This window comes from Alloyangia pacifica, assembly GCF_003111685.1.
Classification (GTDB): domain Bacteria; phylum Pseudomonadota; class Alphaproteobacteria; order Rhodobacterales; family Rhodobacteraceae; genus Salipiger; species Salipiger pacificus_A.
This window is the reverse complement of sequence record NZ_CP022190.1, coordinates 1124174-1140608: the sequence shown is the minus strand read 5'-3', so window position 1 is coordinate 1140608 and position 16435 is coordinate 1124174. Positions and strand designations below refer to the sequence as shown.

The following is a 16435-nucleotide window of genomic DNA, read 5'->3' as shown; positions in this document are numbered from 1 at the left end:
GCGGCCTCTGCGCCCGGCGCGAGGCACCAGCCCGGGTTCCTCGCACGCCTCTGAAGCAGAGGCCAGAGTGGCGCACGGCAATCGCGCAGGTGTTGCGGCGCCGCGTCGCGCGCGGGTTTGCAGCGGGCGGAAGATCGGCTAGGGCCCTTGCGCGCCCCGGACGCCGGGCCGGGAGACCGCCAGAGAGAGGAAGACCCCATGGACTACCGCAGCTACCTGTCGCCCGAGATCATCGCCTTCGTCGATGAGACCCTCGCCTTCTACCCGGAGGAACTGGACCCCCGCGACTGGCCGAGGCAGCGCGCGGTCTACGACCGGATGGCGGCGCATTTCCACCGGGGGCGACCAGAGGGGCTTGCCGTTGCGGACCGTGACATCAGGGGCGTGCCGGTGCGGCTCTATGGGGAAGTGTCGCCGGTGACGGTGATCTACGCGCATGGCGGCGGCTTCGTGCTGGGCGGGCTCGAGAGCCACGATGATGTCTGTGCCGAGCTGGCGCAGCGGTCTGGCTGCCGGGTGGTCTCGGTCGACTACCGGCTGGCGCCGGAGCACCCGGGGCTGGCCGCCCATGAGGATCTGGTCAGCGTCGTCGAGGCCTGCTGCGCGGCGGGGCCGGTGATCCTCTGCGGTGACAGCGCCGGGGCCTCGCTTTGCGCCGCAGTCAGTGGCACGCGCGCGGACCTCGGACTGCGCGGGCAGGTTCTGATCTACCCCGGTCTCGGCTTCCCGCACGAGGCTGGCAGCTTTGTGCAGCACGCCGAGGCGCCGCTGCTGAGCACACGTGATCTTGGCACCTACCGCGAGGTCCTTGGCGGCGATCCCGAGGACCCGCGCCTCGTCCCGGCGAAGGGGGCGCTCTCAACGCTGCCGCCGACATGGCTGTTCCCGGCCGAATGCGATCCGCTGTACGATGATGCGCTGCGCTACGCCAGGGCCGCTCGGGAGGCGGGAGCCGAGGTGCATCTGCAGAGCCACGCCGGGCTCGTGCATGGCTGGCTGCGCGCGCGCGATGTGAATGATCATGCGCGGACCAGCTTTTCGCAGATCGTGTATGCGTTGGTTCAGCTCTCGCGCTGACGCGGACGGGGCGCGCGCGCCTTGCGGATCGGGTGGCCGAAGGCCAGCCGGAAGGCCTTGCTCAGCGCCGAGGCATTGGAATAGCCGCAGCGCAGGGCGATCTCGCGCAGGTCGTAGTCGCTCCCGGAGGCCAGCTCGCGGGCGTGGCTCAGCCGCATGAGCTGGTAGTAACGCCCCGGCGACATCGCCAGTTCCGCCTGGAAGAGGCGGTTGAGGGTCCGGCGGGTCAGCCCGGCGCGCTGCGCCAGATCCTCGAGGGGCAGGGGGTTTTCGATGGTCTCGACCATCAGGTTGACGATCTTGCGAAGCCGCGCGGTGCCCTTGCCCACCAGCCAGTTCGCGCCGCGCCCGCTGCGCTGCTGGCGCTCGGCGTCATGCACGAACATGGTCGAGACGAGGAAGGCATCCGCCGGGCCGAACTGCTCGGAAATGATCGCAAGCATCAGCTCGAGCGCAGTCGAGGCGCCGCCACAGGTCGAGACCCGCGGCCCGCGCACGAAACGCGCATTGCTCGGCTGGATTTGCGGGAAGGCCTCGGCGAACTCGGCGAGGACCGCCCAGTGGATGGTGGCGCCCTGATCATCGAGCAGGCCCGCCGCGGCCAGCAGCCAACTGCCGGTGTCGGCTCCGACGATGGCCCGCGCGCCGCGGGTCATCCGGCGCAGCGGCGCCAGGCGCTCGGGCCGCGCATGCTCACGGTAGCCGTAGCCGCTGACCACGATCAGCAAATCGCAGCGGTCGCAGTCGGCAATGGCCGCATCGGGAGAGATGTTCAACCCGCTCGAACTGCGCGCCGGCCCGTCATCGGGCGTGACGATCTGCCATGACAGCCCGCCCGCACCCTGGTCACGGACGGCTCGCAGCGGCTCCAGAAGGCACGAGAGCACCATGTTGGAGAAGCCGTCGTAGAGCAGAAGGGTGACGCTTTTCATCGCAGGAGGCATATTGGGAACATATTTTGTCACAATAGGTACATTTTGCCGGGGAGTCCCGAGGTATTCTTCGCGCGATTGGCAGTCGGATGTGCGCCCGATCACGAGGCGTTCCGCCCCTTTGAAAGGGCGATGACCTGGCTGCCACCGCAGGAATATCAGGAGTTCTTCATGCCTCTTACGATGAACAAAGAGGTCTTCATCACTTGTGCGGTGACCGGCTCTGGCGGCACGCAGGACCGCTCGCCGCATGTGCCGCGCAGCCCCGAGCAGATCGCCAGCAGCGCGATCGACGCCGCGAAGGCCGGTGCCGCAGTGGTGCATTGCCATGTGCGCGATCCCGAGACCGGCGCGCCCGCGCGCGATCCGGCGCTCTACCGCGAGGTCACCGAGCGCATCCGTGACGCCGAGGTGGACGTGGTGCTGAACCTCACCGCCGGCATGGGCGGCGACATCGTCTTCGGCTCGACCGAGGCGCCCTTTCCGGTCAAGGCCATCGGCACCGACATGGTCGGCGCCAGTGAGCGCATGGCGCACGTCGCGCAATGCCTGCCGGAGATCTGCACCCTCGACTGCGGCACCATGAACTTCGCCGAGGCCGATTACGTGATGACCAACACGCCGGGCATGCTGCGCGCCATGGGCGGCATGATGACCGCGCTCGGCGTCAAGCCCGAGATCGAGGCCTTCGACACCGGTCATCTGTGGTTCGCCAAGCACCTCGTCGCCGAGGGCGTGTTGACCAGCCCCGCGCTGGTGCAGCTCTGCATGGGGGTGCCTTGGGGCGCACCGAACGATCTCAACACCTTCATGGCCATGGTGAACGCGGTGCCCGAGGAGTGGACTTGGTCGGCCTTCAGCCTCGGTCGGGACCAGATGCCGTTTGTCGCGGCCTCGGTGCTGGCGGGCGGCAACGTCCGTGTCGGACTCGAGGACAACCTCTGGCTCGGCAAGGGCCAACTCGCGACCAACGCGCAGCTCGTGGAGCGCGCGGCCTCGATCATCGAGAACATGGGCGCGCGTGTGGTCGGCCCCGAGGAAGTCCGCGCCCGGCTCGGCCTGGTGAAGCGCGCGCCGAAGGTGATGGCATGAGCCCAGCTCGGAAGACCGCCGCCATCGTCGGCGGAGGGGTCATCGGCGGCGGTTGGGCCGCGCGCTTCCTGCTCAACGGCTGGAACGTGAACGTCTTCGATCCCGACCCCGAGGCCGAACGCAAGCTCTCCGAGGTGATTGCCAACGCCCGCCGCGCCCTGCCCGGGCTTTACGACCGTGCGCTGCCGGAGGAAGGCGCGCTGACCTTCTACGGCGATATGGCCAAGGCGGTCGCCGGGGTGGACTGGGTGCAGGAGAGCGTGCCCGAACAGCTCGCCCTCAAGCACAAGGTCCTGGGGGCGCTCTCGGGGCTGGCGCCGGAAAGTGCTGTGATCGGTTCCTCGACCTCGGGCTTCAAGCCCTCAGAGCTGAATGCCGCAGGGGCCCGCGCCATCGTCGCTCACCCGTTCAACCCGGTCTACCTGCTGCCGCTGGTCGAGCTGGTCGGCCTGCCCGAGCGCATCGGCCCCGCCACAGAGATTCTGCGCTCGGTCGGCATGTTCCCTCTGGTCCTGCGCAAGGAGATCGACGCCCATATCGCCGACCGCCTGCTCGAGGCGGTCTGGCGCGAGAGCCTGTGGCTGGTGAAAGACGGGGTGGCGACCACCGAGGAGATCGACGAGGCCATCCGCATGGCCTTTGGCATCCGCTGGGCGCAGATGGGCCTATTCGAGACCTACCGCGTCGCCGGAGGCGAGGCGGGGATGAAGCACTTCATGGCCCAGTTCGGCCCGGCGCTTTCCTGGCCCTGGACCAAGCTCATGGACGTGCCGGAGTTCACGCCCGAGCTGGTCGATCTCATCGCGGGCCAGTCTGACGCGCAATCCGGGCACATGTCGATCCGCCAGCTCGAGCGGCTGCGCGACGACAATATCGTCGGCATGCTGCGGGCGCTGAAGCGCAGCGGTTCCGGGGCGGGGGGCGTGGTCACCAGCCACGAGGCGGCGCTCGGGCAAACCAACATCGGGCAAGCCGGCACCAAGGACGGCCTGCCGGTCACCGCTCGGCGGCAGGTGCCTGCCTGCTGGACCGACTACAACGGGCACATGAATGAGACCCACTATCTCGAGGCCGCCTCGCTTGCGACGGACCGGCTGATGGAGATGGTGGGGGCTGGCGCCGACTATATCAGCGCGGGCCGCAGCTATTTCACCGTCGAGAGCCACATCCGCTACTTGGAGGAGGTGCGCGCGGGCGAGCGGATCACCGTCACCACGCAGGTCCTGCAGGGCACGGGCAAGAAGATGCAACTCTTCCACCGGCTGTGGCGCGGGGATGACGCGCTCGCGGCCACGATCGAGGTGCTATTGCTGCACACGGATCTCTCCACGCGGCGTTCAAGCCTGCCGGCTCAACCCGTCGCAGAGGCGCTGGCCGAATTGGCGGAAAAGCATGCACAGATCGAGAGCACGGGGGCCGGACGCTTCGTCGGAGAGCGCCCGCCCGGCGGATAAGTTGAGAAATCCGGGGATTGGTATTAGGAAGCGACCAAACGGAAACGACGGGCCCCCTCCCGGAGACGGGTCCGCAATAAAAACTGAAAGCAAGAAACAGGGGTACATGATGACCGACCAGACCAAGACATCGACCTACCAGCGCTTCGCCCGCAAGGGACTTTCGCGCCGCACTCTGCTGGGCCGAGCCTCCGTGCTCGGCCTTGGCGCTTTGATCGGGGGCAGCGTCCCGTTCAGCGCCGCGCTGGCGCAGGAGCCGGTCAAGGGTGGCATCCTGAAAATGGGCCTGGGTGGCGGCGAGAGCACGGAATCTCTCGATCCGGCGATGGCGCTGGCACAGGTGGCCTTCAACGTCACCCGGACCTTTGGTGAGACCCTGCTCGACGTGAACCCGGACGGCTCGCTGGACATGCGTCTCGCGACGGATGTGAGCTCGAGCCCCGACGCCAAGACCTGGACCTTCGCGATCCGCGAGGGCGTCAAATTCCACGACGGCTCCGATCTGACCGCCGAGGACGTGCTGGAAACCATGCGCCGCCATTCGGACGAGGACTCGCAGTCCGGTGCGCTCGGCATCATGAAGGGCATCACCGGCATGCGCGTCGAGGAAGGTAACTTCATCGTCGAACTGGCCGATGCCAACGCCGACCTGCCTTACCTCATGTCGGACTATCACCTGGTGATCCAGCCCAACGGCGGGCGCGACAACCCCGCCGCGGGCATCGGCACCGGGCCCTACCGCGTGGTCGAGGCCGAGCCGGGCGTGCGCTACACCTTCGAAAAGTTCGCGGACTATTGGGACGACAGCCGCGGCCATTTCGACGGCGTCGAATTTGCCGTGATCAACGACGGCACCGCGCGCAACGCCGCGCTGCAGTCGGGCCAGGTGCACATCATCAACCAGGTCGCGCCGAAGGTGGCCGGGCTGCTCGGCCGCGCGCCGGGTCTCGAGGTGAAGAGCGTGGCGGGTCGCGGGCACTATGTCTTCATCATGCATTGCGACACCCCGCCCTTCGACAATGCCGACCTGCGCATGGCGCTAAAATACGCCATCAACCGCGAGGAGATGGTCGACAAGATCCTGCAGGGCTACGGCACGGTCGGCAACGATATCCCGATCAACTCGTCCTACCCGCTGTTCGACGACACCCGCCCGCAGCGCACGTATGATCCCGAGAAGGCCAAGGAATACTACGAGAAATCCGGTCACGACGGCAGCCCGATCATCCTGCGCACCGCTGACGGCGCGTTCCCGGGCGCGGTCGACGCGGCGCAGCTGTTCCAGGAAAGCGCGCGCGCCTGCGGCATCCCGCTCGAGATCAGCCGCGAGCCCGATGACGGCTACTGGTCGGACGTGTGGAATGTCGAGCCCTTCTGCGCATCCTACTGGTCCGGCCGCCCTGTGCAGGACCAGATGTACGCCACGGCCTACCTGTCGACCGCTGACTGGAACGACACCCGCTTCGACAATGCCGACTTCGATGCCAAGCTGATCGCCGCCCGCGGCGAACTGGACCAGGACAAGCGCAGGCAGCTCTACCGTGAGATGGCCGATATCCTGGCCGATGAGGGCGGGCTCATCTGCCCCATGTTCAACGACTTCATCGAGGGCGTGAGCGACCAGATCCGGGGTTGGGAAGAGAGCGGCGTTCTGGAACTCATGAACGGGCTGGCGCCGCACAAGTGCTGGCTGGCCTGAGGCCGCCCGCATGAACGCCTACATCGCGAAACTTGTGGCCCAGCGTATCGCGCTGGGTCTGCTGCTCATATTCCTCGTGTCGATCATGATCTTCCTCGGCACGCAAATCCTCCCCGGGGATGTCGCGCAGGCGATCCTCGGCCAGACCGCCACGCCGGAATCCCTTGCCAACCTGCGCGAGGAACTGGGGCTCAACGTGCCCGCCACCCAGCGCTACGTCACGTGGCTCGCAGGGATCCTGCAGGGCGATCTCGGCACCTCGCTCAGCAATGGCCGCGACATCGCCGGCGCGATCTCGGAACGGCTGGGCAACACGCTCTTCCTTGCCTCTTGGGCCGCGCTGATCTCGGTGCCGCTGGCGATCATCCTGGGTCTGGTCTCGGTGCTCTACCGCGGCCGCTGGCCGGACAAGCTGATCTCGGCCGCGACGCTCTCGGCGATCTCGGTGCCGGAGTTCATGATGAGCTACATCTTGATGTACTATGTCGCCGTGCAGCTCGGATGGGCGCCCTCGGTGGCTATGCTCAACGACCGCATGAGCCTTCTGGAAAAGCTGCACGCCATCTCGCTGCCAGTCGCGGTGCTGGTCATGGTGGTTCTGGCGCACATGATGCGCATGACCCGCGCCGCGCTGCTCAACGTCATGCAATCCGCCTATATCGAGACCGCCGAGTTAAAGGGGATCCGCCGCTCCGCGGTGATCTGGCGCCACGCCTTCCCGAACTCCATTGCGCCGATCGTCAACGTGGTCATGCTCAACATGGCCTATCTCGTCGTCGGCGTCGTCGTGGTCGAGGTGGTCTTCGTCTACCCCGGGATGGGCCAATACCTCGTCGACCACGTCTCCAAGCGCGACGTGCCGGTGGTGCAAGCCTGCGGCCTCATTTTCGCGGCGGTCTACATCGTCCTGAACATGGTCGCGGACATCGTGTCGATCCTGGCGAACCCAAGACTGAGGCACCCCAAATGAGCCGTGTTCCCATTCCCGCCCTGATCGGGCTTGTCATCACCGCGCTCTTCCTCTTCAGCGCCATCGCCGCACCGCTCATCGCGCCCTACGGCGTCAGCGAAGTTGTCGGCGACGTCTGGGAGCCAGCCTCCGGTGCCTTCCTGCTCGGCACCGACAACATCGGGCGCGATCTGCTGTCGCGGCTGATCTGGGGCGGGCAGACCACCATCCTCGTCGCCAGCGCGGCCACCGTGGTCAGTTTCGTCACCGGCTCCATCGCCGGGCTGTTCGCCGCGGTCATCGGAGGCTGGGTCGACCAGCTGCTGTCGCGCTTCGTCGATCTGGTCATGGCGATCCCGACGCTGATCTTCGCGCTCGTGGTCCTCTCGGTGATGCCGGTCACCATTCCCGTGCTCATTCTCGTGATGGGGCTGCTCGACTCGACCCGCGTCTTTCGCCTGTCCCGGGCCGTTGCCAGTGATATCGCGGTGATGGACTACGTCGAGGCGGCCGAGCTGCGCGGCGAGGGCCGCGCCTGGACGATCTTCCGCGAGATCCTTCCCAACGCGCTGTCGCCGCTGGTCGCCGAGGCGGGCATGCGCTTCATCTTCATGGTGCTCTTCGTGTCGACCCTGTCGTTCCTCGGACTCGGAGTGCAGCCGCCCGCCGCCGACTGGGGCGGCATCGTGAAGGAGAACAAGGACGGTATCGTCTACGGCATTCCCGCGGCGCTTCTGCCCGCGGTGGCGATCGCGGCGCTGGCGATCAGCGTCAACCTCGTGGCCGACTGGGTGCTCGACCGCACCTCCTCGCTGAAAGGAGGCCGAAATGGCTGACCCGCTTCTGCGCATCGACAATCTCAAAATCGAGGCGACAGCGCAGCCCCCGGGAGAGGCGCCACGGCGCATCACCATCGTCGACGGCGTCTCCCTCGAGCTCGAAAAGGGCAAGGTGCTGGGGCTCATAGGTGAGTCCGGGGCGGGCAAGTCGACCATCGGCCTTTCGGCCATGGGCTACGGCCGTGGCGGCATCGAGCTGACCGGCGGGGAGATCGTGCTCAACGGGCGCGAGATCCGCGGCGCTTCGGGCCGCACCCTGCGAAGCCTGCGCGGCGCCGAGGTGACCTATGTTGCGCAATCCGCCGCCGCCGCCTTCAACCCCGCCAAGTGCCTGATGGACCAGGTGGTCGAAGCCAGCGTCAGCCATGGCCGGGCCACCCGCGCCGTCGCCGAGGCGCGTGCTGTAGAGCTCTTCCGCAAGCTTGGCCTGCCCGAGCCGGAAAGTTTCGGAGGCCGTTATCCGCATCAGGTCTCCGGCGGGCAGCTGCAGCGCGCGATGACGGCCATGGCGCTCTGTCCCGAGCCCGATCTGGTGATCTTCGACGAGCCGACGACCGCGCTCGACGTGACCACCCAGCTCGGCGTTCTGGCGGCGATCAAGACGGCGATCCGCGAGCAGGGCGTCGCGGCGCTCTACATCACCCATGACCTTGCCGTTGTGGCGCAGATCGCAGACGACATCATGGTGCTGCGTCAGGGCAAGACGGTAGAATACGGCACAGCCAGGCAGATCATCACCGCGCCGCAGGAGGACTATACCAAGGCGCTGGTCTCGGTCACCGCCAAGGTCCACGAGGAGAAGATCACCGAGCAGCCGCCCGTGCTCGAGATCGAGGGGCTCACCGCACGCTATCGCGGCATGGATCGCGACGTGCTCAGCGACATCAATATGGCGATCCAGCCGGGAACCACGCTGGCCGTCGTCGGCGAGTCCGGCTCGGGCAAGTCGACGCTGGCGCGGGTGATCACCGGTCTGCTGCCGCCCGGCTCGGGCAAGATCACTTTCGACCGGCGCGTGCTCCCCGCCGAGCGCAGGCGCCGCACCCGCGAGGAGCTGCGCGAGCTGCAGATGGTCTACCAGATGGCCGATGTCGCGATGAACCCGCGCCAAACAGTGGGCACGATCATCGGGCGGCCTCTGCGCTTCTACTTCGGCATGAGGGGCCGCGAGCAGCGGCGCAGGGTGATCGAACTGCTCGATCAGATCGAGCTGGGTGAGGACTTCATCGACCGCTATCCCGCCGAGCTTTCGGGGGGGCAGAAGCAGCGCGTCTGCATCGCCCGCGCGCTGGCGGCCAAGCCGAGGTTGATCATCTGCGACGAGGTGACCAGCGCGCTCGATCCTCTGGTGGCCGAAGGCATCCTCAAGCTGCTCGCCGATCTACAGGCGCGTGAGCAGGTTTCCTATCTCTTCATCACCCATGACATCGCCACGGTCCGCGCCATTGCCGACACGATCGCCGTCATGCATCTCGGCAGGCTGGTCCGCTATGGCGCCAAGTCCGAGGTGCTGGCGCCGCCTTTCGACGACTATACGGACATGCTGCTGAAGTCGGTGCCGGAGATGCGCCTCGGCTGGATGGAAGAGGCGACGTCCCGCTGAGGGCTTGCCGGCGCGCCGGTGCCGCCGCGCCCGTCCTGCGGGCGCGGCACACTGCGTTTCGCCTTGAAACCTCTCCTGTCGCCCGTCTAGCTTGTCGCCAAGGAAAGGCGCCGGACGCGCCGAGAAGGAGAACCTCATGACCCGATCCGCGATGCCCACCAGCATAGGAACCCGCTGATGGAGGCTGTCGTCATCCATGCTCCGAAGGACCTGCGGCTTGACACCCTGCAGGGCGCCCCTGCGCCCGGTCCCGGCGAGGTGCGCATCGCGGTCAGCCATGGCGGCATCTGCGGCTCGGACCTGCATTACTACCTGCACGGTGGCTTCGGCACGATCCGCATCCGCGAGCCCATGGCGCTGGGGCACGAGGTCTCGGGGATCGTCACCGATCTCGGCGCGGGGGTCAGCGGGGTGTCGGAGGGCGACCGCGTGGCGATCAACCCCTCGCGCCCTTGCAACGACTGCGAATACTGTCTGCGCGGCATGGCCAACCATTGCCTCGACATGCGCTTTGCCGGGTCCGCCATGCGCTTCCCGCACGAGCAGGGGTTCTTCCGCGCCCAGCTGACGCTGCCGGCGCGGCAGGCCGTGCGGCTCTCGCGCAAGGCCGATCTCGCGCTTACCGCCATGTCGGAGCCGCTGGCGGTCTGCCTGCACGCGGTGGCACAGGCGGGCAGCCTGATCGGCAAACGCGTGGCGGTCTCGGGCTGCGGTCCCATTGGCTGCCTGACAATCGCGGCGGCACGGCTCGCGGGGGCCGAGGAGATTGTGGCGACCGACATTTCCGCAGCGGCGTTGGAGGTGGCGCAGATCATGGGCGCGGATCGGGTGATCAACCTTGCGGCGCAGGAGGGCGCGCTCGAGCCGCTGCAGGCGGGCAAGGGGCAGGTGGATGTGCTCTTCGAATGCTCGGGCGCCCCGGCGGCGGTGGTCGCGGGCTGTTCGATCCTGCGCCCGCGCGGCACCATGGTGACCGTCGGCCTCGGGCCCGAGACGCCGCTGCCGATGACCGTCATCGTTGCCAAGGAGCTGCGGCTGATGGGCAGCTTCCGCTTCGATCCCGAGTTCGCCACGGCGGCGCGGCTGATCGACAGCGGGCGGCTCGATGTGAAGCCTCTCCTCACCGGGGTGTTGCCGGTCGTGCAGGCGCAGGAGGCCTTCGAGCTTGCCGCCGACAAGAGCCGCGCGATGAAGGTGCAAATCGCCTTCCCCGAGCCCTGATCCCGGGCGATCAGAATTGAGCCGAGGCCCGGCGCGTGAGGATCCCGCGCCGGACCAAGGCCAAGAGGAAGATCGCCGTCAGGATCAAGATGATCGTGGGGGCAGGGGCGCTGTCGAGGAAGAAGCTGAGGTAGGTTCCCGCCAGCATCGCCAAGAGACAGGCGGCGCAGGCGGCCAGCATCATCTTCCCGAAGCTGCGCGCGAGCAGAAAGGCGATGGCCCCCGGCGCGATCAACAGCCCCACCGCAAGGATCAGCCCGGTGGCGGTGAGCGTCGCCACGATGGTCAGCGAGATCAGCGTCAGCAGCCCGTAGTGCAGCAGCCCCACAGGCAGCCCGCTCGCCCGCGCCTGCGCCGGGTCGAAGGCGTGCAGCAGCAGGTCCTTCCACTTCAGTAAGAGTGCCCCGGCCACCAGCAGGGAAATCAGCCCGGCGGTCCAGAGGTCCTCGCTGCCCACGCCCAGCATGTTGCCAAAGAGGATGTGGTCGAGGTGCACATTGGTGTGGATCTGTGTGTAAAGCACGATGCCGAGCGCGAACATGCCCGAGAAGACCACGCCCATCACCGTGTCCTGCTTGACGCGGCTGTTGCCCGCGAGAAAACCCGTGGCGAGCGCCGTGACCATGCCCGCCCCAAAGGCCCCGAGGATCAGCGGCAGGTTCAGGACATAGGCCAGCACCACGCCCGGCAGGATGGCGTGGCTGATCGCGTCTCCCATGAGCGCCCAGCCCTTGAGCACGAGGAAGCACGACAGCAGCGCGCAGGGGATGGCGACGATGGCGCAGATCAAGAATGCGTTCTGCATGAAGGGGAACTGGAAGGGGGCGAGCAGGGTCTCGGTCATGCCGCCTCCTCCAGCGCGGCCTTCGCCTTGCGGCGGGCGGCGAGCCGGCCGTGCTTGGGCGCGAAGGTGAAGGTCAGCAGGAAGATTGCGGTTTGCAGAAGCACGATGATCCCGCCGGTCGCCCCGTCGAGGAAATAGCTGAGATAAGCGCCCGCGAAGCTGGTCACGGTGCCGATCGCCACCGAGGTCGCGATGAGCCGGGGAAAGCGGTCGCAGAGCAGGTAGGCGGTGGCACCGGGGGTGACCACCATGGCGATCACCAGAAAGGCCCCGACGGTCTGCATCGCGGCAACCACGCAGGCCGAGAGCAGGGTGAAGAAGAGCGCCTTCAGAAGCCCCGGCCGCAGCCCGATGGAGCGGGCGTGGCCCTCGTCGAAGAAGACGACCATCAAGTCCTTCCACTTGGCCAGCAGAACCGCCAGTGAGACAAACCCGATGATCGCGAGCTGCAGCGTATCTCCCGGGGTGATGGCGAGAATGTTCCCCATGGTGATGGTCTGGATCGAGATCGCCATGGGGTTCACCGAGGCCATGAAGAGGCCGAGCCCGAAGAAGCTGGTGAAGATGAGCCCGATGATCACGTCGCTCTTCAGTCCCGAGCGGTCCGAGAGCAATAGCATCGCCGCCGCCGCCAGTCCGCCCGAGATGAAGGCGCCGAGCGCGAAGGGCAGGCCGAGCATGTAGGCCCCGGCGACGCCCGGCACGACCGAGTGCGAGAGCGCGTCGCCGATCAGCGACCAGCCCTTGAGCATCAGATAGCTCGACAGGAAGGCGCAGACCGCGCCAACCAGCGCCGACACCCAAATGGCGTTGGTCATGTAGCCATAGGAGAAAGGCTCGAACAGGCTCATTCCGTCTCCTCCCGCTTCGCTCGGCGGGTCTCGCCGCCGTAGCGCACCAGCGGGCGCTCGTCGTCGGTGAGGATCGACAGGCGGCGGGGGTCGGCATCGTCGTGCAGCTCCGCCCCTTCGATGGTGAAATGCCGCAGCACCCCGCCGAAGGCCTCTTCCAGCGCGGCGCGGGTGAAGGTGGTCTCGGTCGGCCCGTAGGCAAGAACCGTGCCCTTGACGAGGACAGTGCGGTCGCAGAACTCGGGCACCGTGCCGAGGTTGTGGGTCGAGACAAGCATCACCCGGCCTTCGTTCTTGAGTTCCCGAAGCAGGGCGATGATCTGCTCCTCGGTCTTCACGTCGACGCCGGTGAAGGGCTCGTCGAGCAGGATCACCTGTCCCTCCTGCGCCAATGCGCGGGCGAGGAAGACGCGCTTTTTCTGACCGCCCGAGAGCTCGCCGATCTGGCGCTGGCGGAAATCGGTCATGCCGACGCGGGCGAGCGCCGCCCCGACGGCGACGTGATCGACCTTTGCCGGGCGACGCAGGAAACCCATGTGGCCGTAGCGGCCCATCATCACCACGTCCTCGACCAGAACCGGAAAGGACCAGTCGACCTCTTCCGACTGTGGCACATAGGCGACAAGGTTGCGCTTCAGCGCCTCTGCCACCGATTGGCCGAGCAGGCTGATCGAACCCTGAGCCACCGGCACGAAGCCCATGAGCGCCTTAAACAGCGTCGATTTGCCCGCGCCGTTGACACCGACCAATGCGGTGATCGTACCCCGCGGGATCTCGAAACTGGCGCGGCGCAGGGCGGTGTGGCCGTTGCGGTAGGTGACGGTGACATCTTCGACGCGGATGCCGTCCATCGAGGCGGTGTCCTTCACGGAGGCCTCCAACGCGGTCATCGTCCGGCCTTCTGCGTTTCGAGCCCCGCCTCGAGCCCGTCGGCAATGGTGCGCGAGGTGACGGCGAGCAGGTCGAGATAGCTCGGCACCGCGCCGTCCGGCTCCGACAGGCTGTCGACGTAGAGCACGCCGCCATAGGCCGCGCCGGTCTCACGCGCCACCTGTTCGGCGGGGCGGGTACTGACGGTGCTCTCGCAGAACACCACGGGGATCTCGTTGTCGATGACCCCGTCGATCACGGCCCGCACCTGCTGCGGCGTGCCCATCTGGTCGGCGTTCATCGGCCAGAGGTAAAGCTCTTTCATTCCGAAATCGCGGGCGAGGTAGCTGAAGGCCCCCTCGCAGGTAACCAGCCAGCGCTGCGCCTCGGGAATGGCGGTGATGCGCGCGCGCAGAGGCTCGAGCGTGGCGCGAAGCTCGGCCTTGTAGGCCTCGGCGTTGGCGGCATAGGTCGCTGCGTTGTCCGGGTCGTGCTCGGCGAAGGCGCGCTCGATATTGTCGATGTAGATCAGCGCGTTCTCAAGCCCCATCCAGGCGTGCGGATTGGGTTTTCCCTGGTAGGCCCCCGTCGAGATCGGGATTGGGTCGATCCCGTCGGAGAGGGTCACCGAGGGCACATCCCGCAGGTTTGACAGGAACTGCTCGAACCACAGCTCGAGGTTCAGCCCGTTCCACAGGATCAGGTCCGCCCCCTGCGCCCGCACGATGTCGCGCGGGGTGGGCTGGTAGCCGTGGATCTCGGCGCCGGGCTTGGTGACCGAGACCACCTCGGCGGCCTCCCCGGCGACCTGTGCCGCCATGTCCGCGAGCACGGTGAAGGTGGTGACCACCTTCATCTTCTCTGCCGCTTCGGCAGGCTGGGCGATGAGCAGGCCAAGCGTAGCAAGGGCAGTCGACAGCAGGGATTTGGCGGGCATGGGGTCTCCTCGGGGCGGTTTAAGAAATGTAAATGCGAGGCATTCGCAGAAGTCAAGGTAGATGAGAGTCGTTCTCATTTATGTGTGCAGTGCCGCCTTCCCGCCGCGGCGTGGTTGCCTCGTTGCCGGACCGGGGATATCAAACTGGCCTGAACAGGAGTTGCCAATGACCGCGGTCTCGACCGATTTTGCCCAGGCCTTGCGCGATGCGGGGCTGCGCGTGACGCAGCAGCGCATGATCGTGATGTCCGTGCTCATGGAGTCCGAGGACCATCCGAACGCCGACGAGCTTTTCGCGCGGACCAAGGCGATCGATGGCTCGGTCTCCTTTGCCACGGTGTATAGGACGCTGGCGGCACTCGAGGAGGCGGGGCTGATCCGCAAGCTCAGCTTCGAGCACGAGTCGGCGCGCTTCGAAGTCACGCCCGCCGCCGAGCACGATCACCTTGTCGACGTCGACACCGGCGAGGTGATCGAGATCGAGAGCGCCGAGATCGAGCGGCTCCGGCGCGAGCTGGTGGAACGGCTGGGCTACGAGATCATCAGCCATAACACGCTGATCCGCGCGCGCAAAAAGCCGCGCTCCTGAGGGCTGCGCATCTGTCCCGCGTGGCTTTCACGAGGATTTTCCGAAAGATGCCCCTGGGGGAGATTTGCTCTGCCGACGCGCTCGGGTAGTGTCTGAATATGGATTCGGGCATCGATTGGCATTGGGCGCGCGCGGCGCTGGACTGGCAGCTTGAGCTGGGCGCCGACGAGGCGATCGGCGAAGCGCCTGTTGACCGCTTTGCGCTGGAAGCGGCGGAGCAGGCGGCGCGGGCGCAACCTGCTGCCGCGCCGCAACCCGAGCGCGGCGCGGCCCCCGCACCCATGGTCGCGCCCGCCGGGCCGGACCCGGTGCAACTTGCGACGGAGGCCGCAAAGGGCGCGGGCAGCCTCGAAGCGCTGCACGCGGCGATGGACGCCTTTGAGCACTGCGAACTGAAGCGCGGCGCGCGCAACCTTGTCTTCTGCGACGGAGTCCCCGGCGCGCGGGTGATGATCGTCGGCGAGGCGCCGGGCCGCGAAGAGGACTTGCAGGGAAAGCCGTTCGTCGGGCGGGCCGGGCAACTGCTCGACCGGATGCTGGCGGCGATCGGCCTCGACCGGTCAAGCTCGGTCTACATCACCAACGTGCTGCCCTGGCGGCCGCCGCAGAACCGCGACCCGCGCCCCGAAGAGATCGCGATGATGAAGCCCTTCCTGGCGCGGCACGTCGAGCTGGCCGATCCCGACCTTCTGGTGATCATGGGCAATATCTCCTGCGATGCGCTGCTCGGCAAACGCGGCATAACCCGTCTGCGCGGCAAGTGGACCGAGGCCGAGGGCCGCCCCGCCATGCCGATGTTCCACCCGGCCTACCTGCTGCGCCAGCCCGCCATGAAGCGCGAGGCCTGGGGCGACTTGCTTGAGCTTCAGGCCAAGCTCAAGGCGCTGGGGTGAGGCCCGTGCGGGCCGGGCGCATCTGTGCCGGGGCCGTTTGTGCGTTGCTGCTTGCGGTTGCAACCGGGGCTCGTGCCGATGGCTTCAGCCCGGACTACATCGCGCTTTTCCGCGTTCACGCCTCCGAGGTCGAGGAGCCATCTCCGGGGCTCGAAATCCTCGAACTGCCTGGCCCGGTGATCCTCACCCGCCGCGACGGCGAAGGGGTGCGCGCAGAGGATCAAAGCGGCCATGGCCCTGCCGGCTGCGCATTGGCACGGCTGGTCGAGATCACCGCCGCCGTGCAGCTCTGCCCCGATCTGCTGTCCATAGCCGAGCGGGACCGGCTGGCCACGCTCCTCCTGCGCGCCGCGCGATTTGCCGCCGAGAACACTTATCCTCCGCTCTCGGACGACGAGCGCGAGGATGCGCTGGCTGCGACGCTGGCCAAGGCGCGGCTGGCACAGGGCGGCACCTGTCCGCAGCCAGAGACCGAGGCCGACTGGGTGCGCTTTGCGCGCAGCCTTGCCACCGATGCGGCGGCCCGCCGCTTCGCCCATATTTTCGCCGTGCCGCGTCTGCCTGTGGCGGAGCCCTGCCCGTGAC

The 16435-nt window shown here is 67.2% G+C and carries 16 protein-coding genes; 11 read left to right on the top strand and 5 right to left on the bottom strand.

Features of this window, described 5'->3' with window-relative positions; all coding sequences use genetic code 11:
- Positions 1 to 198: 198 nt before the first annotated feature.
- Positions 199 to 1077, top strand: a complete 879-nt coding sequence (locus tag CEW88_RS18255) for an alpha/beta hydrolase (RefSeq protein ID WP_108969511.1) — start codon at positions 199 to 201, stop codon at positions 1075 to 1077.
- On the opposite strand, the gene CEW88_RS18250 is transcribed toward CEW88_RS18255, so the two are convergent.
- Positions 1062 to 2009, bottom strand: coding sequence for a GlxA family transcriptional regulator (locus CEW88_RS18250; RefSeq protein WP_254694481.1), 948 nt, complete (start codon positions 2007 to 2009; stop codon positions 1062 to 1064). The genes CEW88_RS18255 and CEW88_RS18250 overlap by 16 nt on opposite strands.
- Positions 2010 to 2180: 171 nt before the next feature.
- On the opposite strand from CEW88_RS18250, the gene CEW88_RS18245 reads away from it, so the two are divergent.
- The 7 genes from CEW88_RS18245 to CEW88_RS18215 all read left to right on the top strand — a co-directional run bounded on the left by CEW88_RS18245 (position 2181) and on the right by CEW88_RS18215 (position 10866).
- The gene (locus CEW88_RS18245) at positions 2181 to 3101 is read left to right on the top strand and encodes a 3-keto-5-aminohexanoate cleavage protein (RefSeq protein WP_108969933.1); all 921 of its coding nucleotides are present in this window, start codon (positions 2181 to 2183) and stop codon (positions 3099 to 3101) included.
- Positions 3098 to 4555, top strand: coding sequence for a carnitine 3-dehydrogenase (locus CEW88_RS18240; protein ID WP_108969508.1), 1458 nt, complete (start codon positions 3098 to 3100; stop codon positions 4553 to 4555). The genes CEW88_RS18245 and CEW88_RS18240 overlap by 4 nt, the downstream gene beginning before the upstream one ends.
- Before the next feature lie 109 nt (positions 4556 to 4664).
- Positions 4665 to 6254, top strand: coding sequence for an ABC transporter substrate-binding protein (locus CEW88_RS18235; protein ID WP_108969931.1), 1590 nt, complete (start codon positions 4665 to 4667; stop codon positions 6252 to 6254).
- A gap of 10 nt (positions 6255 to 6264) precedes the next feature.
- Positions 6265 to 7224: an ABC transporter permease gene (locus CEW88_RS18230; protein WP_108969506.1), complete on the top strand. Its 960-nt coding sequence runs from the start codon at positions 6265 to 6267 to the stop codon at positions 7222 to 7224.
- Complete coding sequence (locus tag CEW88_RS18225) at positions 7221 to 8039, top strand: ABC transporter permease (protein ID WP_108969504.1); 819 nt, start codon at positions 7221 to 7223, stop codon at positions 8037 to 8039. The genes CEW88_RS18230 and CEW88_RS18225 overlap by 4 nt, the downstream gene beginning before the upstream one ends.
- Positions 8032 to 9645, top strand: coding sequence for an ABC transporter ATP-binding protein (locus CEW88_RS18220; protein WP_108969503.1), 1614 nt, complete (start codon positions 8032 to 8034; stop codon positions 9643 to 9645). Before CEW88_RS18225 ends, CEW88_RS18220 begins: the two co-directional genes overlap by 8 nt.
- Before the next feature lie 177 nt (positions 9646 to 9822).
- Positions 9823 to 10866, top strand: coding sequence for an L-idonate 5-dehydrogenase (locus CEW88_RS18215; RefSeq protein WP_108969501.1), 1044 nt, complete (start codon positions 9823 to 9825; stop codon positions 10864 to 10866).
- A gap of 10 nt (positions 10867 to 10876) precedes the next feature.
- Here CEW88_RS18215 and CEW88_RS18210 read toward each other — a convergent pair whose 3' ends face one another.
- From CEW88_RS18210 to CEW88_RS18195, 4 genes are read right to left on the bottom strand one after another with little or no spacing between them, the layout of a single operon-like run.
- A complete protein-coding gene (locus CEW88_RS18210; RefSeq protein ID WP_108969499.1) occupies positions 10877 to 11710 on the bottom strand; it encodes a metal ABC transporter permease in 834 nt (277 codons plus the stop codon).
- A complete protein-coding gene (locus tag CEW88_RS18205) occupies positions 11707 to 12561 on the bottom strand; it encodes a metal ABC transporter permease (protein ID WP_108969498.1) in 855 nt (284 codons plus the stop codon). The genes CEW88_RS18210 and CEW88_RS18205 overlap by 4 nt, the downstream gene beginning before the upstream one ends.
- The gene (locus CEW88_RS18200) at positions 12558 to 13451 is read right to left on the bottom strand and encodes a manganese/iron ABC transporter ATP-binding protein (protein ID WP_108969496.1); all 894 of its coding nucleotides are present in this window, start codon (positions 13449 to 13451) and stop codon (positions 12558 to 12560) included. The genes CEW88_RS18205 and CEW88_RS18200 overlap by 4 nt, the downstream gene beginning before the upstream one ends.
- Positions 13448 to 14368, bottom strand: a complete 921-nt coding sequence (locus tag CEW88_RS18195; RefSeq protein WP_108969495.1) for a metal ABC transporter substrate-binding protein — start codon at positions 14366 to 14368, stop codon at positions 13448 to 13450. The genes CEW88_RS18200 and CEW88_RS18195 overlap by 4 nt, the downstream gene beginning before the upstream one ends.
- Positions 14369 to 14534: 166 nt before the next feature.
- On the opposite strand from CEW88_RS18195, the gene CEW88_RS18190 reads away from it, so the two are divergent.
- From CEW88_RS18190 to CEW88_RS18180, 3 genes are all read left to right on the top strand, one after another.
- Complete coding sequence (locus CEW88_RS18190; protein ID WP_108969493.1) at positions 14535 to 14957, top strand: Fur family transcriptional regulator; 423 nt, start codon at positions 14535 to 14537, stop codon at positions 14955 to 14957.
- Between the two features lie 98 nt (positions 14958 to 15055).
- The gene (locus CEW88_RS18185; protein WP_108969492.1) at positions 15056 to 15850 is read left to right on the top strand and encodes a uracil-DNA glycosylase; all 795 of its coding nucleotides are present in this window, start codon (positions 15056 to 15058) and stop codon (positions 15848 to 15850) included.
- 44 nt (positions 15851 to 15894) lie between these two features.
- A complete protein-coding gene (locus tag CEW88_RS18180; RefSeq protein WP_254694480.1) occupies positions 15895 to 16434 on the top strand; it encodes a hypothetical protein in 540 nt (179 codons plus the stop codon).
- Position 16435 lies beyond the last annotated feature (1 nt).